This is a genomic window from Ochrobactrum sp. BTU1, assembly GCA_018798825.1.
Lineage (GTDB): Bacteria > Pseudomonadota > Alphaproteobacteria > Rhizobiales > Rhizobiaceae > Brucella.
In genome coordinates this window covers 1,060,398-1,087,397 of record CP076355.1, presented here as the reverse complement: position 1 = coordinate 1,087,397, position 27,000 = coordinate 1,060,398, and the positions used below count along the sequence as shown (strand labels likewise).

The following is a 27,000-nucleotide window of genomic DNA, read 5'->3' as shown; positions in this document are numbered from 1 at the left end:
AAAAAGAGGCCAGAACGTCAGGATTATGCAGTGGCCACTACCATCGACTTAAACGATATGGTGACCCACTGCATGTTCCTCCGCCTCGACCTGTGAGTAAGTGCTCTATCGATGGCTGCGATGGTGATGTGAGCGGGCAAGGATACTGTCGAAAGCATTATGCCCGCCTTAGAAGGCACGGTGACCCGCTAGCCGGTGGCATCGATTATGGGGCAGCTAATAAATTCGTACTTGAGACAGCGCAACGGTCATGTGTTCCAGATTGCATTACTTGGCCTTTTGGCAAAAACTCTGACGGACGAGGGCGAGTTAACATCGGTGGCATTTCTATGAATGCTGACGTAGCAATATTAATTGCGGCTAAGGGAGAAAAACCTACGCCTAAGCACGAGTGTTGCCATTCTTGCGGTAATGGACACTTAGGATGTGTGAACCCGGATCATATGTATTGGGGCACTCGTAAGGAAAATGTTGCTGATGCCATTGCCCACGGTACTTCATATACACTTCACGTGCCCATTGGGGAGTCTCATCCCAGCGCTAAATACGAAGATGACCTCATAGACATCGCAATGCGCCGATTGAAAAACGGCGAGCGCCCCTCTTTGGTCGCTAGATCATTGGGTATTTCTTCATCGTACATCTATAACTTGTCCAATGGCAAATCCAAGCGAGCTCAGGTCTGGCTTGCGGCTAATGATAACAAAAATGTACAGGTAGCAGCTTAACTACCACCACCCACGCCGCCCACCAAGCGGCGTAACACCACAACACGAGGAGAGAATATGGAGTTGCACCAGCTATACGGCGTAAACAGGCCGGGAGATGAATGGATAGAAGGACCTGAAGACAAAGCCGCGCGTGCCGCTGTTGAAGGGCGGACCGTAGCGGAACCAACTACGCGCATTACATTCGGCGCCAACGGCATCGCACTAAGCACTAGAGATGAGGATGGCGTCTGGCATGACGTTCCGTGGGTAATAAATCTTGCGCCTGTGAAGCAACCTTCCGACCTCGTCATCATCGAAACGCCGTACAGCGGAGACGTGGAAGCCAACACTGCCTATGCACGGGCTTGCCTTTTAGACAGCCTTCGGCGAGGAGAAGCGCCGATTGCCAGCCATTTGCTGCACACGCAAGTGCTGGACGATATGCAGCCTGATGAGCGGTCGTTAGGGATTGAGGCCGGTATTGCCTGGTATCGAGTGGCAACGAAATGCGTTGTTTACACTGATCGTGGTATCAGCGCCGGAATGAAGATGGGCATCGATCGAGCAGGACTGCACGGCGTGCCAGTTGAGTATCGAAGCATTGAGAATAGGGCAGCGGCGTGATGGGTGAAAATATTGCAGCAATTAAACTTGAGCGTCACATCGACGAGAGAATTGCAGCAGCCGTCCTTGCAGAGCGCCAGCGATGTGCTGCTATAGCGCTTTGCGTTTTTGACGATGACGATGTCTGGTCAGATAGCCATAGAACTGCTGGAGGCATTATAGCCGAAGCCATCCTCGTAGGAGATTCAGCATGAACCAATTCCACGTTGGTCAGAAAGTGGTCTGCATCGATTCAGTCGTTGGCTTTGAGCAATTCCTTGAGGTGAAGGAAGGCGAAATTTACGAGATCGAGTGGATCGGACCTTTCGAGCATTATATTCACGGCTCTTACATCGGCGTTCGTCTCAAGGGTGTCGATCGCGGAACTTGCCCGCAGTTTGGTTATGAAAACCCGCCTTTTGCAGCGAGGCGCTTTCGCCCGCTTGTGGAAGATAAGCTGTCAGCGCTGCGCGGCTTACTGGCTGGCGGTCCTTTGATAGAGAAGTTCGAAGAGCCAAAGCGTAAGGTGAGGGAGGAAGTATGAGTAGCTGGCAGAGAATGAAAACTGCGCCTTTAGATGGAACTAAGGTCGATCTGTGGACGAACTTTGGACGCATAACCGACTGCGCATTCACTCATCATCATTGGCTTAATGGAGCGCCCGTTGGTGAGAAGGGCTGGTTCGACGAGCACTTTGACGGTGGAATGCCACCCGTACCAACTCATTGGATGCTGCCACCAGCACCGCCGGAGGATATGTGATGGTGCCAGATGCAAGAATTGACCATGAGATCGCGCGTGGAGAGTCGGATAAACCTAAGGTGCCTATGCCGAAGCCTGTGCATCTAACTGATCTTGGCATGCGATCCAGCAGTGCGATCAAATCCGACGGCGGCTCGACCAGCTATTACGAGCTGCCCGATGGCGCGAGCGAGCTCAATGATCTGATTGAACACAAAGGCATGTCCTTTGCGCTCGGCAACATCTTTAAGGCTTGCTATCGTTTTGGCGAGAAGGACGCAGCCAGCCGCCTTTACGATCTGAATAAGATCATATTCTTTGCCGAGCGGTTAAAGGCGATCGAACTGCGCGCGAAGTAAATCACTACTAGGGAAAGCCCCGGCACGAGAGGTGTGATCGAGTTGCCGGGGCTGCGCTTCGCCTGGACCCAGCTTCCTGTCACGAAGCGCGGCAAAATTTTATCAAAATGAATTTTCATTGAAAAGTGTGTTTTTACTCATCTGGCTCTGTACCAGTGAAGCCGCGATACATTCCAGCGGCGACAACCTTGATCGCGCTGGCGGCTTCTTCTGGTGCCCAACCAGCCGCGACGGCATCATCAATCAGATCACGGATGCCTGGAATAGCTGTGTCGGAAATCGCAGCCGCAGCATCTGCTTCGGATGTGCCAGACAGGGTCGCTTGCTCAATCAGATCCGCGATGCCTTGCGACATAGCTTCCTGACAATCCAACTCCCGATCTGGATACAGGCCTTCGCGTTTTGGTCCTTGCATAATTCTCTCCCTTTAAAAGGGAGGTAGGGCGCTTGTTACCGTCGTCCAGCTAATGCATCTTCACCAAGCTGCCGGTGTTCATAACAGAACCAAAGCTGGCCATACTTCGTCTTGTAGCCGTAGGTGCCCCACGCTTTGCAACCATCAGCGTCACACCAATGTTCAAATCTTCTGCCACCGGTGCCTGTCACGCCGCTATCAGCTTTATATCCGGACATTTTTACCTCGGCGCTCGATAGACCACGAATTCACTCTGGCCTTTCATCGTGCATGCTATGCAGATAAGCTTCCATTGGTGCAGTTTAAGAAACTCATGTGCCCCAATTTTCCGCCTAACTTCATTAATGTTCACGTCTCTGACATGGCCGCAGCGTGTGCAAAGCCCGCAAAGAATTGCCCATGGCTCCAAGTCAGCAAGGCAAGTGAAATCGCCTATTTTCTCATGTGAAGGTGGCCTAGGCATGTGGTTTACTGAACGACGATCCGTTCCCAGTTGCCATCACCAAAAGGCTTGCCGCCGTGACGACCCATGAAGACACTCATGCGCCTTTCTGATGGAAAACTGAATACGCAGAAGTTGATCCCCGACTTGCGGGCCATGCGGTGAGGCAAGCGAGCACCAAGTCGGCCGGCGTCTCTGTGAACTTCACGTCGGGCGCATTTCAGTGCGTACGCTTCCGGAAGGGCAACTTGGAATGTTTTCATCACGCGGCCCTCTTAAAAGAACTGGCCCGCTGGCCATGTAAGAGAGCAAGGTGAGACAGCTCAATCTCACGCGCGAGGAAATCTCGGTCTTTTAAAAGCGCTTCAATGGACGCACGAACGTCGCCCTTGTGGTAAGCTAATACTAGATCAATCTCAGCGTCGTAGCTCTGCGCAATATTATTCATGGATTTCTCCCGAATTGTAGAATGTTCCTATTTTGTTCTATATCGCAATATGAGTCAAGCTTGACCGAGCTTCAAACTGCGGCCCGTTACCCCAGGTGTTACCCCGATGACGAAAACCGAGCCACTGCTTACAGTGCTATTTTCTAAGTCATTGAATTTTCGGTGAAATATGGTGCCGCTTAGCAGACTCGAACTGCTGACCCCATCATTACGAATGATGTGCTCTACCAACTGAGCTAAAGCGGCCTGGAACATAAGTTCCTATTCCCAAGGAATATCGATCAATTTTGACCGAACGCTGCGCTGATACCCAAAAGCATCGGGGAAAGCAAGGTCCAAAACAAATATTCTGCATCTTTGTTATGGACATTCTCAACCGTCCCGTTGTTCCTCCTGAAACAGCGTGTCTTAATCGCGGAGACGTCTGCGCGCATCAAGATATTCGGTTTGAAGCCGATCAACGAGTTGGTTCACAGGTGTAACTTCTTTTACGGCTCCAATCCCCTGTCCGCAGCCCCAAATGTCCTTCCATGCCTTGGCGCCGTCCTGATGGGCTTTATCAAAATCCATTTTTGATGGATCGGCTTGTGGGAGATTGTCCGGATCGAGACCGGAATTAGCAATCGAAGGCTTGAGGTAGTTGCCTGCAATGCCCGTGAAATAATTGGAATAGACGATATCGGACGAGGTGGAATCCACAATCATCTGTTTGTAGCCCTCAGATGCGCGGGCTTCTGAAGTCGCGATAAACGGAGAGCCGATATAGGCGAGGTCCGCTCCCATGGCCTGTGCCGCAAGAATCGCTCCACCATTGGCAATTGCTCCGGAAAGCAGAAGTGGGCCATCGAACCATTCGCGTATTTCCTGAATAAGCGCGAAAGGAGAAAGTGATCCCGCGTGACCACCGGCGCCCGCCGCGACAGCAATCAGACCGTCGGCGCCTTTTCGGATCGCAGAGTTGGCGTGACGATTATTGATTACGTCGTGAAGCACGATGCCGCCATAGGAGTGGATGGCGGCGTTCACTTCTGGCACTGCACCGAGTGAAGATATGACGATTGGAACTTTGTATTTTACGCAAAGCCCCATATCGTGTTCAAGCCGTTTGTTCGAGCGATGAACGATCTGGTTGACCGCGAAAGGTGCGGCGGGACGATCCGGATTTTTAGCATTATGGGTAGACAGCTCTTCAGTGATCTCAGCGAGCCAATCATCGAGCTGCGCTTCTGGACGTGCGTTCAATGCCGGAAACGAGCCAACAATACCTGCTTTACATTGGGCAAGCACTAGAGCCGGATTTGAAATGATAAACAGAGGCGCTCCGACGACGGGAACGCGTAGATTGTTCTTCAAAATATCCGGCAGTGCCATATCGTCCTCCAAAATTGACGTTTCCGTAAACGTAATAGCTTTAGCATGGCTGTGTCGGACGGCAACATCAAAATTCAGAAAAGAATCGGATTGGAAATGCAGCCGGTGGAGAAGCCGGTACCTCAAAGGATTGGGGAAAATTACCCTAAAGGTTAAGATTTGGTAGCTGTTGGAGTTCTACCGCTAGCCAAAATGCGGTTGAAACAGCTAAATGCCTTGATTCAGACGTTAAATTCGCTGAGGCTCATGTAGGCATCTGTGCTCACGGAGCAAGGCAGTATACAGAAACCAAGGAAGAGCGGCCCTTTGGAAAGTATCGAACGCGCAATAAGAAATGCATTTGCAAAGGCAGATGCACATAATCCATCGACCCGCCAGCGTATCTACGAGGCTGCGTGGGGGGCGCATGAACGCGCGCTGACGGCAAATACTGCGCTTAGTGAAGAACAGAAAAAGCAGCGTCGCCAGAAAATCAAAGACGCGATTTCCGATATTGAAGCTGAATTTAAAACGCAGTCCTCGTCTCGGCCGGAACCCGGTCTAGACGCGCCATCCTTGTCTGATCCGCTTCTGGGCGACGACGTCTATCAAGCAGGGCCTGCGCTCGATTCCGCTGATATCCGTACTTCTTCCAAAAAGGGCAAGCGAGCTTCAGCGGATCTCGGCTATGAAGCGGGCGTTTCGCGCAAGGATCGAAAGAAGAAGAAGCGTTCGCTGCTTTTGAGCGTTGGTATCCCGGTTATGGTTCTCGTCATTCTGGGGCTGATCGGCTTTTCGCTCTACAACAGCTTTGCAGATTTCACGCGGGGCAACGGCTCGAGCCCGCTTTTGACGGACAACACCATGGCGCCGATCAAGGAAGGCGAAGACCCGGAAGGGCGCACCTGGATCAACATTTTCACGCCTACGGATGCGACGCGCATGTCTGTTCAGGGCCGCGCAACAGCTGAGATCAAACGCGAGGGCACCAACAGTTTTGCGCGAGTTCAGACTTCGGGGGCAAACGACAGTGTGACCTTTGATGTCGGTGAGGGCGTCCTTAATCAGCTTGCTGGCAAGAAGGCGACTTTTGATATTGTTGCGCGCAGCGATGACGGCAAGACAACGCAGATGACGGTCAATTGCAATTTTGCGGGTCTCGGAGATTGTGGCCGCAGGCGCTATGATGTCCGCGACTCTGTCAGTGATTTCCTGTTCGATCAGGAGTTTCAGGCAGGTCAATCGGCAGGAGGTGGAGGCAAGATCTCGATCAACTCCGATCTGAGCGGTTCCGGCAAGGCCGTGGATATTTATGCAATCCGCGTCACGACTGCGGTAGCTGAATAATCAACTCAGCAGCTTTTCCAGCGTTTCAAGCCGGTCCGCTTCGCGGGGCGGTTTGTCCCAGCGCAGTCTCGAAAAGCGGGGAAAGCGCATTGCGACACCGGATTTGTGTCGGGTCGAGCGGTTGAGCCCTTCAAATGCAACTTCAACGACTAATCCATGATCCGGCTCCGCTCGAACGGAACGAACCGGGCCAAAACGCTCAATCGTGTTTTCGCGTACGAATTTGTCGAGAAGCTTCAATTCCTCGTCAGTGAAGCCGAAATAGGCTTTTCCGACGGGAACGAGAATGGGGTCTTCTTCCGGGCCGGTCCAGACCGCGAAAGTAAAGTCCGAATAGTAGCTTGATCGTTTGCCGTGACCACGCTGCGCATAGACTACCACTGCATCCACTGTAAACGGATCGCGCTTCCATTTGAACCATGGCCCCTTCGGTCGCCCCGGAACATAGGCGCTATCATGCCGTTTGAGCATAAGGCCTTCTATTACCGGATAGGGTGGGTTAATGCGCAACTTTGCAAGTTCATCGAAGTCCGAAAACTGAAGGACGGGCGACAGATCAAACCGGCGTTTGTCGAGCTTTTCGACAAATTGAGCGAGCCGCGCGCGTCGGTCTGAGAAAGGCAGCGCGCGCAGATCTTCGCCCGAATGCTGCGTGCCATCCTGCAATAGATCATAGGCCCGGATGAAGGCAGGATACTCACGCAACTGTTTGGCAGTTACTGTTTTGCGATTAAGTCTTTGCTGTAAATCCGAGAAACTTGCGATTTCAATGCCCGTTTCACCGTGATGTCCCACCAGCAACTCGCCATCGATCGAGCCTTCGAAGTCCATCGCCTCCAGCACATCGGGGAAGGCGAACGAGATATCGTCGCCCGTGCGCGAATAAAGCCTTCGCACACCATTTTCTGCGACGGCTTGAACACGAATACCGTCCCATTTCCATTCTGCACTGTAGGCAGTTGGATCAAGTGCGGGAATCTCGGCCTCATCTAGTGCCGTAGCAAGCATGACGGGTCGAAATGGCGCGTCCGCTGTTGCTGCAGGCTTTGGGCCGTGGCGCTCAAGCCATGCAAAAAGCGCGGTGAAAGGGGGCGTCTGTCCGTGCCAGAGTTCTTCGATTTCAACCACGTCCACGTTGCCAAAATCTGCCAGTGCCTGTTTGGCCAGACGAGCAGAAACGCCGATACGCAAGCCGCCCGTGACAAGTTTCAAAAGAGCATAGCGCTCTGATATCCCAAGCAGATCGAGCCAAGCGGACACGAGCAGGGGCCCTTCGCGGCGCGATGCGCCTTGCAATTCATGCACGACGACGCTGAGCGGCAGGTTGGTACCGGCGGGAGTTTCCCTCGGACCTGGCCATATCAGCGAAATCGTTTCGGCGAGATCGCCGACATAGTCATAGGAATATGCAAAAAGTGTTGGGTCGCTGCGCTCCGCAATCAGGGCCCGCAGCATGGCAGGTTTGACGCTCTGCAATTCCAGGTCGCGGGTGATGGCGGCGAGGGCGAGGCCGCGGTCAGGATCAGGTGTGGTGCGGAAGTAATCCACCAGCAGCCGCAATTTACCATTGCGCTGTGGCGTGAGAACAAGGCGGTCGAGGAGTTCAGCGAATGCCCGCATCAATCGCCCTCATCTTCGTAGCCAACAAGATGAAGCGGGCGGGCAGGAATGTTTTGCAACTCGCACCACCGCACCAGCGCTTCTTCACGGCCATGAGTTACCCAGACTTCCGCAGGTTTTATGTCGCCTATGGTTGTTGTCAGCTCGTCCCAGTCACAGTGATCGGAAATGATCAGTGGTAGCTCGACACCGCGTTGTTTTGCGCGCTGGCGGATACGCATCCAACCGGACGCAAAGGCGGGCAATGGATCGGGAAAACGTCGTGCCCAGCGGTCCGAAAAAGCAGAGGGGGGACCAACCACGATTTTTCCTGCAAAATCGGGCGAGGCTTCGCCACGCTCAAGCGTTGCAGGTTCAAGCTTACCAAGCTCGATGCCCTGGGTCTGATAGTAATTGCAGAGTTTTTGCAGGCCACCATGAATGTAAATCGGCGCATCATAGCCCGCATCGCGAATGAGCTTGATCACCCGCTGGGCTTTGCCAAGTGAGTAAGCTCCGACCAGATGCGCACGTTCAGGAAATTGGGCAAGCGATTTCAGCAGTGTTTCGATTTCATGGGCCGCTTCGGGATGGCGAAATACCGGAAGCGCAAAGGTCGCTTCAGTGATGAAGACATCGCAAGCAACAAGCTCAAAGGGTGTGCAGGTTGGATCGATAGCGCGTTTATAATCTCCGGACGCGACAATCCGCGTGGCGTCTTTTTCGACAGCGATTTGCGCTGAACCAAGTACATGTCCTGCCGGGTGAAAGCTAACTTTGACACCGTTTACGTTCACGGATGCACCTAAATCAGCAGTTTGTGTACTAGACGCAAAATCTGCACCATAGCGGATAGCCATGATGTCGAGCGTCTGTTGTGTCGCAAGAACATGACCATGTCCCGCACGTGCATGATCGGAATGTCCGTGCGTGATTAGGGCGCGATCAACAGGCCGCACCGGATCAATGTAAAAATCGCCGGGCGGACAGTAAAGACCCTTGGGTGTGGAACGCAGCAACTCGTCAAAACGCATGGCTTATTAGATAGGTCAGCAGCTTCCCGCTGGAAAGAGCGCGCAAGGTGAACTCCTGACAAAATGAGAACAAAAGTGAACAAACATCTTGGCGATGAGAGTTGCCCGCACTAGATTGAGTGCGTGACTCTGAACCTGACACCCACTCTCGAGACTGCCGCCTTTCATTTGCCAGACCGTTTTGTAAAATGGTTTGAAGGTAAGGGATGGTCGCCGCGCGCCCATCAGCTGGAGTTGCTATCGCGCGCCGAACAGGGACAGTCCACGCTGCTGATTGCGCCCACTGGTGCTGGTAAAACGCTGGCAGGCTTTCTGCCTGCGTTGGTCGATCTGGAGCGAAGAGGAAGTAAATCACTTTCAGGAAAAGTGAGCACCGATCTTTCATCCGCGATTGCGTCTAAAAAACAAGGTGTGCACACGCTCTATATTTCGCCGCTGAAGGCACTTGCGGTTGATATTCATCGCAATTTGACTATTCCGGTCGAGGAAATGAGGCTCGACATTACGATTGAGACCAGGACTGGCGACACACCTGCACATAAGCGCCAGCGCCAGAAGCTAGTCCCGCCTGACATTCTTCTGACAACGCCTGAACAGCTCGCGCTGCTCATTGCCTACAAAGGGGCCGAGCAGTTTTTCAAAGGTCTGCGTTATGTGGTGCTTGATGAGCTGCACTCGCTGGTCATTTCCAAACGCGGCCATTTGCTTGCGCTCGGGCTTGCACGTTTGCGCCGTCTGCAACCGCAACTGCAAACAATTGGACTTTCTGCAACTGTTGCACAGCCAGATGAGTTGCGTCGCTGGCTCGTCGAACAGGATGGTACCGATCCACAGTCTGGTCTTGTCACAGTTGATGGCGGTGCCAAGCCTGAAATTACGATTTTAGAATCTGAGCAGCGGGTTCCCTGGGCCGGGCATTCTTCGCGCTACGCTATCCCGGACATTTATGCGGCTATCCGTGCCCACCGCACGACGCTGCTGTTCGTCAATACCCGAAGCCAAGCCGAAATGCTCTTTCAAGAACTTTGGCGTGTCAACGAAGATACATTGCCAATTGCGCTGCATCACGGCTCGCTTGACGCCAGTCAGCGCCGCAAGGTGGAACATGCAATGGCTGCCAATACGTTGCGGGCGGTCGTCGCAACCTCGACACTTGATCTTGGTATCGACTGGGGGGACGTGGATCTTGTCATTCATGTTGGAGCGCCAAAGGGAGCAAGCCGTCTTGCTCAACGCATTGGTCGTGCCAACCATCGTATGGATGAGCCAAGCCGCGCTATTCTTGTGCCTGCCAATCGTTTTGAAGTGATGGAGTGCCGCGCTGCGCTCGACGCCAATTATCTCGGTGCGCAGGATACGCCAACGCTGATTGATGGAGCGCTGGATGTTCTCGCGCAGCATGTGCTGGGAATGGCCTGTGCTGAGCCTTTTAGCGCTGATGCGCTCTACAGGGAAGTGCAGAGTGCGGCGCCTTATGCAAACCTTACACGCAATACGTTTGATAAAATCCTCGATTTCGTTGCGACTGGTGGCTATGCGCTCAAAACCTATGAACGCTTTGCCAAGATCCGCAAGACTGTCGATGGTACGTGGCGGGTTTCAAATCCCCGTATCGCTCAGCAGTATCGCCTGAACATTGGCACGATCGTCGAAGCGCCTGAATTGAATGTCCGGCTCACCCGTAGCGGCAAAGGAGCCAATGCGAGAGGTGGTCGCGTTCTCGGACGCATCGAGGAATACTTCCTTGAAACGCTGACGCCTGGAGACACATTTTTGTTTGCAGGTAAGGTGTTGCGGTTTGAAGGCATTCGCGAGAACGAATGTATGGCTTCCAATGCTGCGGGACAGGATGCAAAAATCCCCATCTATGCCGGTGGGAAATTCCCGCTTTCCACTTATCTGGCGTCGCAGGTGCGCGCGATGTTGGCGGATCGTACACGCTGGCAGTTTCTGCCAGAACAGGTGCGTGAATGGCTGGACGTGCAAGCGGTCAAGTCCGTTTTACCCCGAACAGACGAGTTGTTGATTGAAACGTTCCCTAAAGGCGGTCGATTTTATATGGTCGCCTATCCTTTTGAGGGCAGACTTGCCCATCAGACACTCGGTATGTTGCTAACCCGTCGTCTCGAACGCATGGGCGCGCATCCGCTTGGTTTTGTTGCCACCGACTACTCGTTGGGGCTTTGGGGTCTCAAAGACATGGGAGCGATGATAAGCCCCGGCAGATTAAGTCTGACGCGGCTTTTTGATGAAGATATGCTTGGCGATGATCTCGAGGCATGGCTTGATGAAAGCTATCTTTTGAAGCGTACCTTCCGCAATTGTGCCGTGATCTCGGGGCTAATTGAACGTCGACATCCGGGGCAGGAGAAAACCGGTCGCCAGGTTACGGTTTCGACTGATCTCATTTATGACGTCCTGAGGACCCATGAGCCGGACCACATTTTGCTACAGGCGACACGCGCTGATGCTGCGACCGGACTTTTGGACATCAAGCGTCTTGGGGACATGCTGGCGCGTGTAAAAGGGCATTTGCTGCATAAGCCGTTGGCGCGTATTTCTCCCCTGGCATTGCCTGTCATGCTTGAAATTGGTCGCGAACGTGTGGCAGGTGAGGGTGACGATATGCTGCTTGAAGAAGCAGCCGACGATCTGATCAGAGAAGCGATAGGATGAGCACAGCAGTTTGGGGAAATGGCGAGGCTTACAGCTTGGCGCATGCCGAATTGCGTGGTGTTGCGACAGTTTATGATCCTTCCGGTGCGCTTTTTCTACCGGATTTACATATGCTGGTCGTTTCTGATCTACACCTTGAGAAAGGTTCGTCTTTCGCTCGGCGTGGTCAGTTGATACCGCCTTATGATACCGCCGCCACGCTTGACATGCTGGCCGCGGTCATTGCGCGCTATCAACCGCGAACCGTTGTTAGTCTGGGTGACAGCTTCCACGATGCAAAGGCAAGCGATCGGCTGCCCTCGCTTTATAAGATCCGTCTCACATCACTAATGGAGCAGCGGGACTGGTTTTGGATTACCGGCAATCACGATCCTGATCGGCCAGGTGATTTGCCCGGTGAGTGTATTGCCCAACTGGCAATCGGTCCGTTAACATTTCGGCACATACCATTAAGAGACCAGTCACAGGGTGAGGTGGCAGGCCATCTTCATCCCGCCGCCCGGATTGTCCGCAAAGGGCGTTCAGTGCGCCGACCCTGTTTTGCGAGCGATGGTGATAGATTAATTATGCCGGCATTTGGCGCGTATACAGGTGCGCTCAATGTGCTGGATAGGGCGTTTCGCGGTCTATTCGTTGATGCGCGCATGCGCGCTTATATGCTGGGCCAGGGCAAAGTTTACCCGATTGCGCATGGCACGCTGGTTGCTGGGTAGGTCTTTGAGCATCCTCGCACAAAGATAGATTGTGGCATTTGAATATGCGCTAATCTTTCTTAAACAGAATACGGCCCGCCCATCCCGTGAAGACTGCCAGGAACACCGCAAACAAGCCGTAGTAAAAACTGTATTTATGGGCAGCATCGTAGATGCTCTGTTCGACACCAGCCTTCACAATTTCAAGACTTGCATTAGCTTCGCGCAGGAAAACACCGTTCCGGAATAGAAGCGCCCGCGCCCGGTGACGTCCGACCGGTACATTTGCGGAGAGGTTGAGCGTTGCGCGAAACAATGTACGGGAGAGAAACTCAACCCCGCCCACACGCTGGCTATAGAGCCCCTGGCGCATTTTCATCGCGCGCAACTCGTCGCCGAACTTGGGAATGTTGCCTGAAAGGCTCGCCGGGTCTTCTGGTCTGAGATAAAAATTACGTACGCCAACTGACAACTGGCGGTAGAGCCTGTCATCTGCGATGTCTTGGAGATTGCGCGTGGAAGCAAGTGAATAAGACAATGGCACGCCGAGGAAGGTTTCGGAATCTGCGTTAATCCAGACACCGAGGTAACGTTGTTTCTTGCGAACAACCAAATCGCGCGAAGGTCCCTGCAGGACAACAATAATGTCGTAGCGACCCTGTCGTTGGATTAATGGATCAGCATTATCAAGCGCGCCGAAAATGGTCAGGTCTGTGCCGCCGAAGTTGGAGGTTATCGCGATCGTTTCGGTCGAAAGGCCTATCTCGATGGTTTCTTCTGAGGGGTTTTGAAGCTGCGGAACGCTATTTCCGTCTCCGCCAGAGTTAATTTGTGCAGTTGCGTTTGCTGAAGCAAATCCAAGCAAAATTGCGGCTGTGAGCGTGAGTTTCCTCATGTCATATATCCGCAATGGAGATCGAGAACAAATTGTCTGGTCGCACGAAAAGGCCAAAAGCGAGGCGCAGGCCGACCGCCAATACCAGCAAAGCAAGCAATAGTCGCAGCTGTTCGCCACGAAGTTTCCGTCCAGCGCGCGCACCATATTGTGCACCGATTACCCCACCAAGCATCAGCAGGAAAGCAAGCACGATATCGATGGATTGGTTGGTCGTTGCCTGCATGACCGTGGTAAAAGCAGTCACGAAAGTGATCTGAAAAAGCGATGTGCCGACAACGACATTGGTTGGCACATGCAGCAGATAGATCAGCGCAGGCACCATGATGAACCCGCCACCCACACCCATCACCGATGACAGTAAGCCGATAAAGAAACCAATGCCAAGCACTGGAATGATGCTGACATAGATGGTTGAAGCGCGGAACCGCATCTTAAATGGCAGCTTATGTATCCACGTATGCTGGCCCGGACGCCGTATCGCACCTGCCTGGCCCTTTTTCACACGGCGCAAAGCACGTACGCTTTCGATGAGCATCAATCCTCCGACCGTGCCAAGAAAGAAGACGTAGAGGATCGACACAATAAGATCGAGCTGACCCAGATCGCGCAGCCATGAGAATACGAAGATACCGAGTAGCGATCCGACGATGCCGCCAGCGACCAGAAACAATCCGAGCTTGATATCAAGCGTTCGTCTTTTGAAGTGGGCCAGCGCGCCAGAGACCGAAGAAGCGATAACCTGATTGGCGCCAGTGGCAACAGCGATGGCCGGAGGGATGTTATAAAAGATCAAGAGCGGTGTGATGAGGAAGCCGCCGCCAACCCCAAACAGTCCCGAAAGAAAGCCAACAGCAGCGCCCATGCCGAGAAGAACCAGCATGTTGACCGACAATTCCGCAATGGGAAGATAAATACCCAATTCCGAACCCGGTGTTCACAACGCACTACAACCAGCCCTTTTGCGGTCGCGCTTTGCCGCAAGGCCCGTTTAAATTCTGCTAGACTATGCCGTGATTAAGTTTGATCAGGTCATGGCTCTAACAGCTTGATTTACCGCGCATCTGGATCAAGATCCGACTTACTTATTTTGAAATGCGCTTCAAATGGTCTTGCTCTTTCAAAGCGGGGAAGTCAAACGCCGATTGAGATTAGAGTTACTTTGACAAATGATGTGAGACGAAAATGGCACATTATTGTTTGCGAACAACAATGTTGTCACCAGACTTGCCATAAATGTTTCACATGAGGCCAATGAGGTTAGGTAATCGGCGACCCTTGGTACTTTACGAGAATGCTCAAACAGTGATCAATTCGGGTTGCCATCATTGTAGTGGGTGACCGATAGATTTGGACCTCCTCAGCATGGCGTCGACATGCGTATAGAAAAGGCGTGCATAAGAGTTATAAGACTTGCGTAGTCGTTACTTGGCGGAGACCATAAAAAATGCGCCAGGAAATTATCCTGACGCGTTGGTGCAAGTGACGCGATTTCGCGCGCAATTTACTTGTTCTTCTCGAGGAGCAACTGAACAAGTTGCTGGTTCACTTCTCCTGTCGGCTCCTGGCCATTTGCCTTTTGAATCTCAGCAATGGCATTGCGGGTTTTGTTTCCCATTACGCCATCGGCACTACCCACATCATATCCACTCTTCTGAAGGATGAGCTGAATGTTACGAACTGCCTTTTTCATATCGACGGGAGCTTGAGCGACTGGTTCGCTATCCGACCAGTTTTGCGGAATGGTGAGCGCGTTGGCAGCCTCATCTATTGGCTTGGCTTTCCAGAGTTCGACTGAGCCCTTCGCACGTTCAAGCTGATCCGGCCTAAGAGCTGCACCAATCTGATCGCGCTTGTCGGCCGCATCCTTGTCGCCAGACTTGGCAGCAAGTGCAAACCACTTATAGCTTTCTTCCAGATTAACCGGCGTCCCAAGACCCTGAGCTGCGAGAATACCAAGATTGTATTGGCTATCCTTCACACCGAGTTCTGCTGCTTCGTTAAACCAACGAACGGCAGACGTATTTTCAGGTTTGCCGTTGGCACCGGAGGCAAACAGGACGGCGAGGTTATGCATCGCATTTGCGTTGCCCTGTTTTGCCGCCTTTTGATACCAGTCGATTGCCTTGTTGAGATCGCGGGGCATACCAAGCCCCTTCTCATTCATGTTGCCCATGCGGTAAAGTGCAGGTGCAAAATCTTTGCGAGCTGATTGCTCATACCACTTTGCAGCTTCAGCATAGTCTTCGTTAACGCCGCGACCTTCCATGTACCGATTGCCGATTTCAAACAATGCGCGGGCATCTCCCGTCATTGCTGCTTCGCGCAAGGGGGCTGGGCCAGCGGCGTCAGGCACATCGATTGCTGGTTCTTCTGCTTCCTGTGCAGGTGCGGTATCGGAGATAGTCTCTTCGTGCGGCTCAATCGCAGGCTGCGGAGCCGTCAGGCTGCTTTGCTGCTGTGGCTTAGAAATTGCGGTTTCAGGCACCACAACTTCAGGCATTGGTTGCATTACAGGCGCCGGTGTCTCAGTTTTTGCGGGTGCGATTGAAGCTGTTGTGCCCTTGTCGATTGCCGGTGTCTCAGTCTTTGCCGATAACTCTGTCTGCGAGATTTCCTCATAGATTCTGGGGCCAAGCTGCAGGCCGGCGATGGCAAGCAGGATTGCGCCCATTCCCAGCAATATAGGCTTGCGCTGACGGTTGAAGAGACTGCTGATCGCCCCCTTCTTTCTGTCGGTATCGCTTTCCTGCTGTGCTTCAAGTTTGCTGGATTCTTCGGCCGCTTGCTGAGCCGCACGACGAGCCACGCTGATCAAATCCGCCTTTCGGCTGATTTCTGTCTTGGCTGTGTCCTGCAGGTTTCGCTCTTCACGAACACGCTTCATAATCGTGTTCAGATCAAGCACGCTGTCATTGTCGGGCTGCACGGAGTCAAGCGAAGCGCTGAGTTCTGGTTCCTGGCGTGCTTTTGGCGTAAGCTTTGCAAGCTTTTCGCTTGCCACGGGCGCATTGATTTCCGGGCTGGCTGGCTTGTCTACCTTCTCTACTGACGCCGATGGGAAAGACTGTGGCGCCGCTGAAAACGGATTATTAAACGGCTTTGTCTTGGTCGCTGCTGGCTGAGGAAGATGGGGTTGAGTTTCGATCTGTTGCTCCAGATTGGAGAGGCGATCAACGACTTTAACCAGCGTTTCATGGACAGCTTCAAAAGTCTTACCGTTACGCTCATCGGCATTGCGGGCAAGCGCTTCGAGTGATTTTATATCATTGGCAAGTTGCGCGGCGATAGCCGTGTCATTCTGAGAACCATGCTTGAGCACATGTGCAACGGCTGTTTCTGCCGCTTCGCGTGCTGCATCAAGAACGGTTTCACGATTCTCAGCAATGGAGCGCTCAATAGAATCCAGACGCGGCTTCAATTCGGCCAATTCGGCTGAAGGCTTGTTGAGCTGGCGCGCAATATTTGCAATCTGGTTTTCCAGACCACGAATGGCCTCGCGCTCAGCATGCGCAACCTCCTCAGTCTGTGGGGTCTGAAGGAGGCTCAACGAAATTTGCTGCGAGATGTCGTCAAGACGACCTTCAATCGCATGAAGCATACCGCCTTCGGCGTAATGGCTCGCGTATTGCGCATCAAGCCGCTTGGTCAATTCCTTGAAGCGATTGTCGATTTTATCAACAACAGCAGGATTTGATTCATGCGCGTGCTTTTCTGCTGCCGCCAGCTTCTGATCGATAGCGGACAAACGGGATTCAATGCGGTGATAATCCGGTTGGCTCACATTCTCCATAACTTTGCCGACCTGATGGGCAAGAAGGTTGATCTGCTGTGCGAGCTGATCAATTGCCTGATCTGGTAACTTCGATCCCTCGCTCAGTGCATCGATGCGCTGCGAGAGTTCTCCAAGGCGGCGAAACAGTGTGTCCGCATTCTGTTCTGCGACCGAACTGTCCAGTTGATGCGTCAGTTCGCTCAGGCGTTGTTCGATACGCTCAAGGCGCAATGCTCCTTCTTGATCTGAATGCGGATGACGATTGGCAGCGATTACAGCCCGGCTTATCTCATAAAGACGGCTGTCGATCTGGCGCAATGTATTGTTTTCCGGCCGCGGCGCGCGTTGCTCTTCGCGCATTTCAGCGAAACGGGTAGCGAGAGGCTGGGAGGAAGGGGCATCGTATCGTTCAGTCTGGTTCTGCTGATCTGTCAGACGACGCAAATGCTCTGCAATCTCAGCAAGGCCAGTGATGTGTTTTTCAGCCTTTGGCTCAGGCGAGCGTGATCGAGGGGCATCGTTTCCAATATGACCGAGACGTTTTTCCAGTTCCGCCAAAGTGTTGTGCAATTCGTTCATGGAGATCGACTTAGGCGCGATAGGTGTATGCCGCTCGCGCAAGGCGTTAAGTTCATCGATGATAGAACGTGAACCGGATGCCTGGTGATTGTTTGCCATGTGAAATCACTTTTCCAAAAATAGAAACAGCCGAGAGCCGAATTCACCAATGAGTCGAAGCCATATTTGCTGAGGCTATATTCTTACGAACGTGGTAAACAAGTTATTAAAATCTATTATCAATTGCATAAAATCAGCCTCCTGTGGGGAGGCTGCGATTGTTTTAAGCCGCAGAAAAATAGGGATTATTCTGTGACAGGGCCGGTGCGCGGGCGCAAAGTAAGTGCAAGTGCCAGAAACAGCAGACAGGCAACCGTGACGAAGACTGGCAGCCCGTGTGTCAGATATTGCTGCGCGATGCCCGCAAAGAGCGGACCGATCAGTGCGCCGACGCCCCACATGAGGCCCATACTGGCATAAATGCCGACAAGCTGCGCGCCTTTGAACTGACTGCCAACAACGCTTAGCATGATTGTGTAAATGCCGACGAATGCCCCGCCCCACACAAACAGCAACGTATAGGTGAGCCATGGTAAGGTGAGGGCCCATGGCCAGATCGCGGCCCCCAAAGCAGACAAGCCTGCAAGGATGATGAGAAGTGTCTGGCGGCTCATGCGGTCGCCCAGAAAGCCAATTGGAATCTGCAGTACAATCGCGCCGAACATCATAACCGACATAAGCTGTGTCGCCTGATTTTCGCTCCAGCCAAGATCAACTGCATAAAGGGGAAGAAACGACAATCCAGCCGATTCAATTGCTGCATTGAGTACTGTGGCTGCAAGCGCGACCGGTGCAAGTGCCAGATAATGCAGCGGGCTTCCGTGTGGCTTGTCGGTAATCGGAGGCGCATTAACCTTTGGGTTGGCGATCAATAGCGCCGCAAGAAGGGCAAGGACTGAACCAACGAGATAAGGGAGGAAACCATTTGAGCCCACTATCGAGAGAATGAGCGGTCCAAGGGCAAAGCCAAGCGACAATGCCGCTGTATAGATACCCATAGTCTTCGAGCGGTTCTCATCTGTGCTTAGCGAGTTGAGCCAGGTTTCAGAAACCACGAACAGGGTTTCAGATGCTGCGCCCAACAGAATACGCAGAGGAAACCACAGCCAGATCAACGGAACTGCGGGAAATAGACCGAGCAGGACTGCGGCTGCAGCAAGCGCGACAATCACCAGCGACCGCATTCCAAGCCATGCGCTCAATCGCGGCAATAGGAATGCCATGCACAGTACGCCGACGGCGTGCATGGCCGCGTTGGCGCCAATGATTGCTTCGCTGAAGCCCATTTCATCGAGATCAAGGGCAATCAGTGCAGCGCTGAGGCTGTAGGTCAGCCCGAAGATCATCGCAGTGCTGGTGACTGCAGTGCGAGAGAGCATAACGTTGGAAGGAGCGTGTTCTGTGGTCACTGTGATGATCCGGACGAGCTTGATACAGAAATTACTTAGATATCAAGAAAAGTGGGAACTCAACTACTTAGGCAAAATCTTTCAGGATCATCATGTATATTGTTTAAGCACTCGCTCTTGCGCTAAGGCTTATGTGTATTTTCAGAGGAGATAAATGTGAGCCAGCTAGCCTATACAACTGTGGCCCGCCGCCCATCGGTGGAGGAATATTTGTATCTTCGTGCAGTGGCGAGCCTTAGTCCTTTTACCGAAGCTGCCGCTGCTAAAGGGCTTGAAGGCACGGTCTTTTCAGTGGTTGTTTTGCACGCAGGCTCTGCAATTGGAATGGGCCGGCTGATCGGGGACGGCGGCTGCTTTTTTCAGGTGGTTGATATCGCAGTTGAGCCCCAACATCAGGGGCGTGGCTTGGGCAAAACCATCATGAGCGCCATCATGAACTATGTTAATACTGAACTTCCGCCCTCTGCCTATGTAAGCCTGATCGCTGATGTGCCCGCGAATAAGCTTTATGAGCAATTCGGCTTTAATGAAACTGCGCCACGATCCCTGGGAATGGCTTATCGCGTGAACTCCGGGCGGTAATCGTCTGTTTGCTGACCAAGGGAGTGGTCCGAAAACAACATGATTGTTTGATCCTTTTCAATCGTTTATGCCTCACTTATTCGGAGGCTGTCATGAAATCTTTATTCACGTCTGCATTTGTATCGGTTTTGGTTCTCGCATCCAGCTCGGCCTATGCTCTGGATGCTCAGAAAGATTGCTCCACATTGAAGCATGTCATCAAAGAATCGAAAATAAACTTCAAGAATGTCGCAGCCGATGCGTCTCCCCAGGATGTGGATGTTTATCCATCAAAGGTCAGATTAACAGGCAGCAATTCTTGCCGCGTTGTTCTGCGGACGAGTGTATCTTCGGTCAGTTGGTCGTGCGTGGTTGAAGATACGAGCGTGAAAGCGGTTGCAGCATTCGTTTCGAAATGCGTGGGCAAGCGTGAAACGCCTGATCCGGCTTATCAGAGGTCTGGCGCTAAAATCTTCCGTCTAAAGCCTCAGTTCCCTGCCGAGATAATTGTCTCTGAATTGAATAGCGGTAATATTGCTTTGCAAGTTAAGTCTCTTCAAAAGAAGTAGCGTCGGCGGGCCGTGCGAACCGACGCTCAGGTTTATCGCGTTCAGAGTGGCATTGATGCTTGTCGTGACCTCGCAAGGAATCCGGCGACAAAATCGATAGTTTCTTCACCGCTTTTCAAGCCGAGATGAAAGCTTTTCAGAATTCCCGTTTTGCCGATCCAGACGGGATGAACCGAGGGTCGTTGCTTCTTGCCGCACCAGCCAGTTTGGAATGGTGCTGACGCCACGGTCTGCCGCAACAAGTTGGAGCATCATTTTCGTTGTATTGATATTTTGATGCTGCGGCGGTCGGCAATTGGCTGACACAAGTAATTGCGTAAAGACATCAAGCCATTCGGGTGGCACGCGATAAGTGAATAAGGTCTCTTGCAGCAAGTTGACAGGCTCAGGGTTGTCCAGGCGCGATAGAAGATGACCGTCAGGAAAGGCAAGCTTGAGCTCGTAGTCGAACGCTGGCACATCACGGGTGTCTGGCGCCTCAATCGGATCTGGCGTGATCAAAATATCGATTTCGTATCCCCAATGCTGCAATGCCGCGCGATGCAAACGACGCCGTCACTTTCTGATCAACATCCGGCCAGTCGACCAGGAATGGTTTTGTTACACCCATGAGCCATTGATAGCAGGGCTGACATTTCATCCCAATCCTCAGGAAGCCTCGCCGCCCGCAGCTATTGTCCGATTAAATATCCTCCGCCCTCCCAATCGGCGACAGAGGGCGATGTCCGGGCGTCAAAACATAGTGTCCGGCCTCACTGAGGCGAAGATTGCGGCCATCCTTCTCCCGCATGACTACGACATTGCATTTTTCCAGCTTACGGATTGTGTGATTGAGCGCCAATTGTGTCACATGAAGCTTTTCCGCCGCCGTTAGGCTTTGCATGCGTTCAACTTCGCGTAGGATTGACAGATATTGACTGTCCAGCATGGCTATTTCCGCCCTCAATCATCTGTAGTTTTCAGCAGCATGAAGGCAACGGTTCTGGACCAAGACTAGGCGCCCACTTGGCAGAACAAATGGCCCCTCACAGCGGAAGGGTAAACCGATAACGAGACTAAAATTCACTGAAAAAACATGGTGCACGAATAAGTGTATTTTTTGACGTTTACGGAAACGTCAAAGTGCGCTAGTTTCGCATCAGCATTGGAGTCTCGTCATCAATTTTGAAGCAGCGAGACTTTCAAAAGTGGCAAAAATGGCTGGTTTTTTGAATTTTTAACCCCATTTCTGTTGCGAACGGCACGATGTCACGCATTTAGCTTTCCCTGTGACAATCATGCTGAATGCATATCTTCCTCGGAAGGGAAGCCGTCCGGGTATCAAGATATGCGGAAGAATAAAACTAAAGCGCCCGGCGCTTTAGACGCAGGTGGGAGCCTGCTCCGCTTCATGCGGAGCCGAGCGGGTAATTGATTTGGAGGATTTCGATGCCGAGCTATCGCGCGCCAGTTGAGGATACAAATTTCGTTCTCAATGACGTTTTGAATTATCAGCGTTACAACAATCTGCCGGGCTTTGCCGATGCATCGCCCGATGTCGTCGATGCGATCCTGTCCGAAGGCGCGAAGCTTGCCGAAAGCACGCTGTTTTCGGTCAATCATACCGGTGATCAGGAGGGCTGCGCCCGCGCATCCGATGGTTCGGTGAAGACGCCAAAGGGTTTCAAGGCAGCTTATGACCAGTATCGTGAGGGCGGCTGGCTTGGTCTTGCCGTGCCTGAGCAATATGGCGGGCAGGGTCTTCCTTATCTCCTTCATACGGCGGTTGGCGAATATATGTCGTCTGCCAATATGGCGCTCACCATGTATCCGGGTCTGACACAGGGCGCGATTGCAGCGATCCTGACCCACGGAACGGATGAGCAGAAAAACACTTATCTGCCAAAGATGGTGGAAGGCACCTGGACTGGCACGATGAATTTGACTGAGCCGCATTGTGGCACCGATCTGGGCTTGCTGCGTTCGAGTGCAGCACCGCAGGGTGATGGATCCTATAAGATTTCTGGCCAAAAGATTTTCATCTCGGCCGGAGAACATGACATGTCGGAAAACATTATCCATCTGGTGCTGGCTCGTATCGACGGCGCACCGGAAGGCGTCAAAGGCATTTCGCTTTTCATCGTGCCAAAGTTCATCCTGGATGCAGATGGCAATCCGGGCGAGCGCAATGGCGTGTCGTGTGGCTCCATTGAAGAAAAGATGGGCATCCATGGCAATGCAACTTGCGTAATGAACTATGATGACGCGACCGGTTTCTTGATTGGTGAGGCACACAAAGGCCTGCGTGCCATGTTCACCATGATGAATGAGGCGCGTCTTGGCGTGGCTTTGCAGGGACTGTCGATCGCGGAAACTGCTTATCAGAATGCCGCGATCTATGCGCGCGAGCGCATTCAGGGCAGAGCGCTTTCGGGTGCGCAAGCGCCTGACAAGAAGGCTGATCCGATCATCGTGCATCCGGATATCCGCCGCAATCTGATGAATATCCGCGCTTTCAACGAAGCCGGTCGAGCGCTTATTTTGTGGACGGCGCTGAACTCGGATATTGCCCATCGTTCTGGTGATGAAGCAGAGCGTCAGGCGGCAGACGATCTTGTTGGCCTGCTTACACCCGTGTTGAAGGGAGTTCTGACCGACAAGGGTTTTGAACATGCTGTCATGGCGCAACAGGTGTTCGGCGGTCACGGCTATATCGAAGAACATGGCATGAGCCAGTATGTGCGCGATGCACGCATCGCCATGATCTATGAAGGTGCCAACGGCATTCAAGCGCTTGATCTGGTTGGCCGCAAGCTGGCTCTGAATGGTGGCCGTGCGATCACTGCTTTCTTCAAGGAAGTTGGTGAATTTTGCGAAACCAACCGCGAAAATGAAAAGCTCTCATTCTTCACCAAGCATCTGAAGAAGGGTGTCAACGATCTTCAGGCCGCAACTATGTGGCTGATGCAGAATGCGATGGCAAAACCCGATAATGCGGGTGCAGCATCAAACGATTATATGCATCTGTTTGGTCTGGTAGCGCTTGGTTACATGTGGGCACGTATGGCGAAGGTTGCCGAAGAAAAGCTGGCATCGGGCGAAGGCAACAAGGCTTATCTTGAAGCAAAGCTTGTCACCGCTCGCTATTATTTCGAGCGGATCATGCCGGAAAGTGTTGCCCATCTCGCGCGCATCCAGTCGGGTGCAGACAGCATGATGGCACTTAACGCAGACTCTTTTTGAGTTAGAGATCAGGCTAAGTTTTCGAACTTAGCGGGAAGGAGCAAAAATGGCTGAGGCTTATATTTACGATCACGTCCGCACCCCACGCGGACGTGGCAAGAAAGACGGTAGCCTGCATGAAGTGCCTGCCGTTCGTCTGGGCGCGAAGGTTCTGGAATCCTTGCGCGACCGCAACGGCATCGACACGGCTAAGGTCGATGACATTATTTTCGGCTGCGTGGATCCTGTCGGCGAAGCGGGTGCTGTCATTCCGCGCTCATCGGCTTTTGAAGCAGGCTACGACTTCAAGGCTCCAGGGATGCAGATTTCACGTTTCTGCGCATCTGGTCTTGATGCCATCAATCTGGCTGCTGCAAAGGTCGCCTTTGGTGCGGACGATCTGGTGATTGCCGGTGGCGTTGAAAGCATGTCCCGCGTCGGCATGGGCATGTCGGGCGGTGCCTGGTACATGGACCCATCGGTCGGTTTTCCGGGCTTTTTCATGCCACAGGGCGTCTCTGCCGATCTGATTGCAACAAAATACGGCTTCTCGCGCGATGACGTGGATGCCTATGCAGTGGAAAGCCAGAAGCGCGCCGCCAAATCCTGGGAAAAGGGGTATTTCAAGAATTCCGTCATTCCGATCAAAGATCAGAACGGCCTCACCATTCTCGACCATGACGAGCATATGCGCCCAGGCACTGATATGCAGGCGCTCGGTCAGCTTAACCCATCCTTCGTGATGCCCGGAGAAATGGGCGGCTTCAATGCTGTTGGCATTCAGGCCCATCCAGAAGTCGAAACCATCAATCACGTTCATCATGCCGGTAACTCATCTGGTATCGTTGATGGTGCAGCAGGCGTTCTGGTTGGCTCGAAGAAGGCTGGTAAAGCTTTCGATATCAAGCCCCGCGCGCGTATCCGTGCTTTTGCCAATATTGGTTCTGAACCAGCGCTTATGCTGACAGGTCCGGTTGATGTGACGGAAAAGCTGCTCAAACAGGCAAAGATGAAGCTCTCGGACATTGATTTGTTTGAGTTGAACGAAGCCTTCGCTGCAGTGGTTCTGCGATACATGCAGGCTTTTGACATTCCGCACGACAAGATCAATGTCAATGGCGGCGCGATTGCGCTTGGCCACCCGCTGGGGGCAACTGGTGCGATGATTCTCGGCACGGTGCTGGATGAACTTGAACGCCGCGATCTCAACACTGCATTGGTCACTTTGTGCATCGGTGCTGGCATGGGTACAGCAACGATCATCGAGCGCGTGTAAGGGGAGGTTTGACACAATGGCTTATGTAAATTTCAAAGTTGAAACCGACGTCGATGGCATTGCGCTTGTCACATGGGACATGCCGGAAAAGTCGATGAATGTGTTTACCGTCGATGCGATGCAGGAATTGAACGCGATCATCGACGCGACGACTGCTGACGAGAATGTCAAAGGTGTCGTGATCACTTCGGGCAAAGACACGTTCTCCGGCGGTGCAGACCTGACCATGCTCGAAGGCATGTTCAAGGAATTCCAGAAGCAAAAGGCAAAGGATAAGCAGGCTGCGGTCCAGTCACTGTTCGACAATGTAGGTCGTATGGGTGGGCTGTTCCGAAAGCTTGAGACCTCCGGCAAGCCATGGGTTTCGGCAATCAATGGCACCTGTATGGGTGGCGCGTTTGAAATGTCGCTTGCTTGCCATGCCCGTGTTGCATCTGATGCCCCGGGCGTGAAGATGGGTCTACCGGAAGTGAAAGTCGGCCTGTTTCCGGGTGCTGGCGGCACACAGCGCGTTCCGCGCCTTGCCAATCAGCAGGACGCTTTGCAGATGATGACGACTGGCTCAAGCCTGACGGCGCAGCGCGCCAAGGGGATGGGGCTTGTTACTGAAGTAGTACCTGCCAAGAAGCTCGTTGAAGCCGCAAAGAAGCTCATCAAGGGCGGTCTCAAGCCGGTTCAGCCTTGGGATGAAAAGGGCTTCAAGCTGCCGGGCGGCGCGATCTATTCGGCCGCTGGTGCAAATCTTTGGCCTGCTGCAACGGCTATTCTCCGCCGGGAAACCTCAGGCAATTATCCGGCGGCACTCGCTATTCTGAAGTCTGTTTATGAAGGCCTTTTGGTGCCGTTCGATACGGGGCTTAAGATCGAGCAGCGCTATTTCACCGAGATCCTCCAGACAACCGAAGCGGGCATGATGATCCGCTCGCTATTCGTCTCGCTACAGGAGTTGAACAAGGGTGCGCGTCGTCCTGTCGATGAAAAGCCAAACAAACTCAAGAAAATCGGCGTCATTGGAGCAGGTTTCATGGGAGCAGGTATTGCCTATGTGACAGCCAAGGCTGGCATTCCGGTGGTGCTGATCGATCGCGATCAGGAATCTGCCGACAAGGGCAAGGCGCATACGGCTGACCTTATTACCAAGGAAATGCAGAAGGGCCGTGCGACGGAAGCCGACAAGGAAAAGCTCTTGTCACTCATCACGGCAACGCCTGATTATGCACTGCTTGAAGGTGCCGATCTGGTGATTGAAGCCGTGTTTGAGGATCGTGAAGTTAAACGCATCGCGACTGAAAAGGCTGAGGAAGTGTTGAAAACTTCTGCAGTCTTTGCGTCTAATACCTCAACCCTGCCAATCACTGGCCTTGCGAAAGTCTCCAAGCGTCCGAAGAACTTCATCGGCATTCACTTCTTCTCGCCGGTCGACAAGATGATGCTGGTGGAAGTGATCCTGGGCAAAAAGACATCCGATAAGGCATTGGCTGTAGCCCTTGATTATGTTCGTGCGATCAAGAAGACGCCGATTGTTGTCAATGACACACGCGGTTTCTACGTCAATCGCTGCGTGCTGCGCTATATGTCGGAAGCCTACAACATGCTCGTTGAAGGTGTGCCTGCTGCAATGATCGAAAATGCTGCCCGAATGGCCGGTATGCCGGTTGGTCCGCTTGCTCTCAATGATGAGACTGCAATCGACCTCTCGCAGAAGATCCTCAAGGCAACGCTTGCAGATCTTGGTGAAAAGGCTGTCGATCCCCGCCATGTGGAACTGGTGGACAAGCTCGTTAACGAGTTCGACCGCAAGGGCCGCAAGAATGGCAAGGGCTTCTACGAATACCCAGCCAAACCTGCCAAGAAGCATCTCTGGGCCGGTCTGAAAGATCTCTATCCACAGCAGAATCCGGATAAAATTGACGTGAAGGAGCTGAAAGAACGCTTCCTCGTGACAATCGCTTTGGAAGCTGCGCGCGTGATGGAAGAAGGCATTGTCACTGATCCGCGTGAAGCCGATGTCGGCTCCATTCTAGCCTTTGGTTTCGCTCCTTATACTGGCGGTACGCTTTCCTACATCGATGGCATGGGAGCGAAGAAATTCGTCAAGCTCGCTAAAGAGTTGCAGCGCAAATACGGTCAGCAATTCAAGGCGCCGAAGTTGCTTGTCGATATGGCAGAAAATGGCGAGAGCTTTTATCAGCGCTTCAATCCCTATAAGGGCGAAGCGAAAAAGGCAGCATAAATTTTTATCGTAAGCTATTAGAGAACGCGCGGCTTTGATGCCGCGCG

24 protein-coding genes, 1 tRNA gene and 2 pseudogenes are annotated in these 27,000 nt (G+C 52.8%); 13 read left to right on the top strand and 14 right to left on the bottom strand.

The genetic code is table 11. The features are described 5' to 3' along the window. Window positions 1-329: 329 nt before the first annotated feature. Genes KMS41_16325 through KMS41_16310 form a run of 4 tightly spaced genes read left to right on the top strand, consistent with a single transcriptional unit; the run spans window position 330 to window position 1,857 of the window. On the top strand, window positions 330-728 hold the full coding sequence (locus tag KMS41_16325) for a hypothetical protein (protein ID QWK79071.1): 399 nt from the start codon (window positions 330-332) through the stop codon (window positions 726-728). 57 nt (window positions 729-785) lie between these two features. Then, a complete protein-coding gene (locus KMS41_16320; protein QWK79070.1) occupies window positions 786-1,334 on the top strand; it encodes a hypothetical protein in 549 nt (182 codons plus the stop codon). Next, on the top strand, window positions 1,334-1,528 hold the full coding sequence (locus tag KMS41_16315; GenBank protein ID QWK79069.1) for a hypothetical protein: 195 nt from the start codon (window positions 1,334-1,336) through the stop codon (window positions 1,526-1,528). Before KMS41_16320 ends, KMS41_16315 begins: the two co-directional genes overlap by 1 nt. After that, entirely contained in the window at window positions 1,525-1,857 is a 333-nt protein-coding gene (locus KMS41_16310; protein QWK79068.1) for a hypothetical protein, read from the top strand. Before KMS41_16315 ends, KMS41_16310 begins: the two co-directional genes overlap by 4 nt. A gap of 29 nt (window positions 1,858-1,886) precedes the next feature. On the opposite strand, the gene KMS41_16305 is transcribed toward KMS41_16310, so the two are convergent. After that, a complete protein-coding gene (locus KMS41_16305; protein ID QWK79067.1) occupies window positions 1,887-2,039 on the bottom strand; it encodes a hypothetical protein in 153 nt (50 codons plus the stop codon). A gap of 35 nt (window positions 2,040-2,074) precedes the next feature. Here KMS41_16305 and KMS41_16300 point away from each other — a divergent pair, with 35 nt between their 5' ends. Beyond that, window positions 2,075-2,413 (top strand): hypothetical protein, encoded by a 339-nt coding sequence (locus KMS41_16300; GenBank protein QWK79066.1) that lies wholly within the window; start codon window positions 2,075-2,077, stop codon window positions 2,411-2,413. 133 nt (window positions 2,414-2,546) lie between these two features. Here the strand turns inward: KMS41_16300 and KMS41_16295 are convergent, their stop codons facing one another. The 6 genes from KMS41_16295 to KMS41_16270 form a co-directional block, all read right to left on the bottom strand. Next, a complete protein-coding gene (locus tag KMS41_16295; GenBank protein ID QWK79065.1) occupies window positions 2,547-2,828 on the bottom strand; it encodes a hypothetical protein in 282 nt (93 codons plus the stop codon). Window positions 2,829-2,863: 35 nt separating this feature from the next. After that, entirely contained in the window at window positions 2,864-3,046 is a 183-nt protein-coding gene (locus KMS41_16290) for a hypothetical protein (GenBank protein QWK79064.1), read from the bottom strand. Window positions 3,047-3,296: 250 nt separating this feature from the next. Further along, window positions 3,297-3,533 (bottom strand): hypothetical protein, encoded by a 237-nt coding sequence (locus KMS41_16285; protein QWK79063.1) that lies wholly within the window; start codon window positions 3,531-3,533, stop codon window positions 3,297-3,299. Continuing rightward, the gene (locus KMS41_16280) at window positions 3,533-3,718 is read right to left on the bottom strand and encodes a hypothetical protein (protein QWK79062.1); all 186 of its coding nucleotides are present in this window, start codon (window positions 3,716-3,718) and stop codon (window positions 3,533-3,535) included. Before KMS41_16280 ends, KMS41_16285 begins: the two co-directional genes overlap by 1 nt. A gap of 170 nt (window positions 3,719-3,888) precedes the next feature. Next, window positions 3,889-3,964, bottom strand: a tRNA-Thr gene (locus KMS41_16275). A gap of 162 nt (window positions 3,965-4,126) precedes the next feature. Continuing rightward, window positions 4,127-5,089, bottom strand: coding sequence for a nitronate monooxygenase family protein (locus KMS41_16270; protein ID QWK79061.1), 963 nt, complete (start codon window positions 5,087-5,089; stop codon window positions 4,127-4,129). A gap of 306 nt (window positions 5,090-5,395) precedes the next feature. Between KMS41_16270 and KMS41_16265 the strand changes: the two genes are divergently transcribed. Beyond that, entirely contained in the window at window positions 5,396-6,415 is a 1,020-nt protein-coding gene (locus KMS41_16265) for a hypothetical protein (protein ID QWK79060.1), read from the top strand. Here KMS41_16265 and KMS41_16260 read toward each other — a convergent pair whose 3' ends face one another. Further along, window positions 6,416-8,035 (bottom strand): cisplatin damage response ATP-dependent DNA ligase, encoded by a 1,620-nt coding sequence (locus KMS41_16260; GenBank protein ID QWK79059.1) that lies wholly within the window; start codon window positions 8,033-8,035, stop codon window positions 6,416-6,418. Continuing rightward, on the bottom strand, window positions 8,035-9,048 hold the full coding sequence (locus KMS41_16255) for a ligase-associated DNA damage response exonuclease (GenBank protein ID QWK79058.1): 1,014 nt from the start codon (window positions 9,046-9,048) through the stop codon (window positions 8,035-8,037). Before KMS41_16255 ends, KMS41_16260 begins: the two co-directional genes overlap by 1 nt. Before the next feature lie 123 nt (window positions 9,049-9,171). On the opposite strand from KMS41_16255, the gene KMS41_16250 reads away from it, so the two are divergent. Next, complete coding sequence (locus KMS41_16250) at window positions 9,172-11,724, top strand: ligase-associated DNA damage response DEXH box helicase (protein ID QWK79057.1); 2,553 nt, start codon at window positions 9,172-9,174, stop codon at window positions 11,722-11,724. Further along, a complete protein-coding gene (pdeM, locus tag KMS41_16245) occupies window positions 11,721-12,437 on the top strand; it encodes a ligase-associated DNA damage response endonuclease PdeM (GenBank protein ID QWK79056.1) in 717 nt (238 codons plus the stop codon). The genes KMS41_16250 and pdeM overlap by 4 nt, the downstream gene beginning before the upstream one ends. A 49-nt stretch (window positions 12,438-12,486) precedes the next feature. On the opposite strand, the gene KMS41_16240 is transcribed toward pdeM, so the two are convergent. The 4 genes from KMS41_16240 to KMS41_16225 all read right to left on the bottom strand — a co-directional run bounded on the left by KMS41_16240 (window position 12,487) and on the right by KMS41_16225 (window position 19,083). Then, window positions 12,487-13,311 (bottom strand): TIGR02186 family protein, encoded by an 825-nt coding sequence (locus KMS41_16240; protein QWK79055.1) that lies wholly within the window; start codon window positions 13,309-13,311, stop codon window positions 12,487-12,489. Between the two features lies 1 nt (window position 13,312). Continuing rightward, window positions 13,313-14,233, bottom strand: a complete 921-nt coding sequence (locus KMS41_16235) for a sulfite exporter TauE/SafE family protein (protein ID QWK79054.1) — start codon at window positions 14,231-14,233, stop codon at window positions 13,313-13,315. Between the two features lie 582 nt (window positions 14,234-14,815). Beyond that, window positions 14,816-17,764: an SEL1-like repeat protein gene (locus KMS41_16230; protein QWK79053.1), complete on the bottom strand. Its 2,949-nt coding sequence runs from the start codon at window positions 17,762-17,764 to the stop codon at window positions 14,816-14,818. Between the two features lie 185 nt (window positions 17,765-17,949). Beyond that, window positions 17,950-19,083, bottom strand: coding sequence for an MFS transporter (locus tag KMS41_16225; GenBank protein ID QWK80283.1), 1,134 nt, complete (start codon window positions 19,081-19,083; stop codon window positions 17,950-17,952). A 186-nt stretch (window positions 19,084-19,269) separates the two neighbouring features. On the opposite strand from KMS41_16225, the gene KMS41_16220 reads away from it, so the two are divergent. Next, the gene (locus KMS41_16220) at window positions 19,270-19,695 is read left to right on the top strand and encodes a GNAT family N-acetyltransferase (protein ID QWK79052.1); all 426 of its coding nucleotides are present in this window, start codon (window positions 19,270-19,272) and stop codon (window positions 19,693-19,695) included. Between the two features lie 92 nt (window positions 19,696-19,787). Then, a pseudogene (locus KMS41_16215) lies at window positions 19,788-20,050 on the top strand (hypothetical protein). Between the two features lie 234 nt (window positions 20,051-20,284). Here KMS41_16215 and KMS41_16210 read toward each other — a convergent pair. Continuing rightward, a pseudogene (locus KMS41_16210) lies at window positions 20,285-21,171 on the bottom strand (LysR family transcriptional regulator). A gap of 500 nt (window positions 21,172-21,671) precedes the next feature. On the opposite strand from KMS41_16210, the gene KMS41_16205 reads away from it, so the two are divergent. The 3 genes from KMS41_16205 to KMS41_16195 are packed head-to-tail and all read left to right on the top strand — an operon-like array spanning window position 21,672 to window position 26,953. After that, a complete protein-coding gene (locus tag KMS41_16205; GenBank protein QWK79051.1) occupies window positions 21,672-23,465 on the top strand; it encodes an acyl-CoA dehydrogenase C-terminal domain-containing protein in 1,794 nt (597 codons plus the stop codon). A 46-nt stretch (window positions 23,466-23,511) separates the two neighbouring features. After that, window positions 23,512-24,720 (top strand): acetyl-CoA C-acetyltransferase, encoded by a 1,209-nt coding sequence (locus tag KMS41_16200; GenBank protein ID QWK79050.1) that lies wholly within the window; start codon window positions 23,512-23,514, stop codon window positions 24,718-24,720. 16 nt (window positions 24,721-24,736) lie between these two features. After that, window positions 24,737-26,953, top strand: a complete 2,217-nt coding sequence (locus KMS41_16195; GenBank protein QWK79049.1) for an enoyl-CoA hydratase/isomerase family protein — start codon at window positions 24,737-24,739, stop codon at window positions 26,951-26,953. Window positions 26,954-27,000 lie beyond the last annotated feature (47 nt).

Bases quoted from the DNA above. Each gene is read 5' to 3' on its own strand.
- KMS41_16325 (QWK79071.1), top strand. From the start codon at position 330: ATGAATGCTGACGTAGCAATATTAATTGCGGCTAAGGGAGAAAAACCT.
- KMS41_16255 (QWK79058.1), bottom strand. From the start codon at position 9,048: ATGCGTTTTGACGAGTTGCTGCGTTCCACACCCAAGGGTCTTTACTGT.
- KMS41_16315 (QWK79069.1), top strand. From the start codon at position 1,334: ATGGGTGAAAATATTGCAGCAATTAAACTTGAGCGTCACATCGACGAG.
- KMS41_16200 (QWK79050.1), top strand. From the start codon at position 23,512: ATGGCTGAGGCTTATATTTACGATCACGTCCGCACCCCACGCGGACGT.
- KMS41_16195 (QWK79049.1), top strand. From the start codon at position 24,737: ATGGCTTATGTAAATTTCAAAGTTGAAACCGACGTCGATGGCATTGCG.
- KMS41_16280 (QWK79062.1), bottom strand. From the start codon at position 3,718: ATGAATAATATTGCGCAGAGCTACGACGCTGAGATTGATCTAGTATTA.
- KMS41_16205 (QWK79051.1), top strand. From the start codon at position 21,672: ATGCCGAGCTATCGCGCGCCAGTTGAGGATACAAATTTCGTTCTCAAT.
- KMS41_16305 (QWK79067.1), bottom strand. From the start codon at position 2,039: ATGAGTTGGTACGGGTGGCATTCCACCGTCAAAGTGCTCGTCGAACCA.
- pdeM (QWK79056.1), top strand. From the start codon at position 11,721: ATGAGCACAGCAGTTTGGGGAAATGGCGAGGCTTACAGCTTGGCGCAT.
- KMS41_16230 (QWK79053.1), bottom strand. From the start codon at position 17,764: ATGGCAAACAATCACCAGGCATCCGGTTCACGTTCTATCATCGATGAA.
- KMS41_16320 (QWK79070.1), top strand. From the start codon at position 786: ATGGAGTTGCACCAGCTATACGGCGTAAACAGGCCGGGAGATGAATGG.
- KMS41_16300 (QWK79066.1), top strand. From the start codon at position 2,075: ATGGTGCCAGATGCAAGAATTGACCATGAGATCGCGCGTGGAGAGTCG.
- KMS41_16285 (QWK79063.1), bottom strand. From the start codon at position 3,533: ATGAAAACATTCCAAGTTGCCCTTCCGGAAGCGTACGCACTGAAATGC.
- KMS41_16310 (QWK79068.1), top strand. From the start codon at position 1,525: ATGAACCAATTCCACGTTGGTCAGAAAGTGGTCTGCATCGATTCAGTC.
- KMS41_16290 (QWK79064.1), bottom strand. From the start codon at position 3,046: ATGTCCGGATATAAAGCTGATAGCGGCGTGACAGGCACCGGTGGCAGA.
- KMS41_16260 (QWK79059.1), bottom strand. From the start codon at position 8,035: ATGCGGGCATTCGCTGAACTCCTCGACCGCCTTGTTCTCACGCCACAG.
- KMS41_16225 (QWK80283.1), bottom strand. From the start codon at position 19,083: ATGCTCTCTCGCACTGCAGTCACCAGCACTGCGATGATCTTCGGGCTG.
- KMS41_16295 (QWK79065.1), bottom strand. From the start codon at position 2,828: ATGCAAGGACCAAAACGCGAAGGCCTGTATCCAGATCGGGAGTTGGAT.
- KMS41_16240 (QWK79055.1), bottom strand. From the start codon at position 13,311: ATGAGGAAACTCACGCTCACAGCCGCAATTTTGCTTGGATTTGCTTCA.
- KMS41_16270 (QWK79061.1), bottom strand. From the start codon at position 5,089: ATGGCACTGCCGGATATTTTGAAGAACAATCTACGCGTTCCCGTCGTC.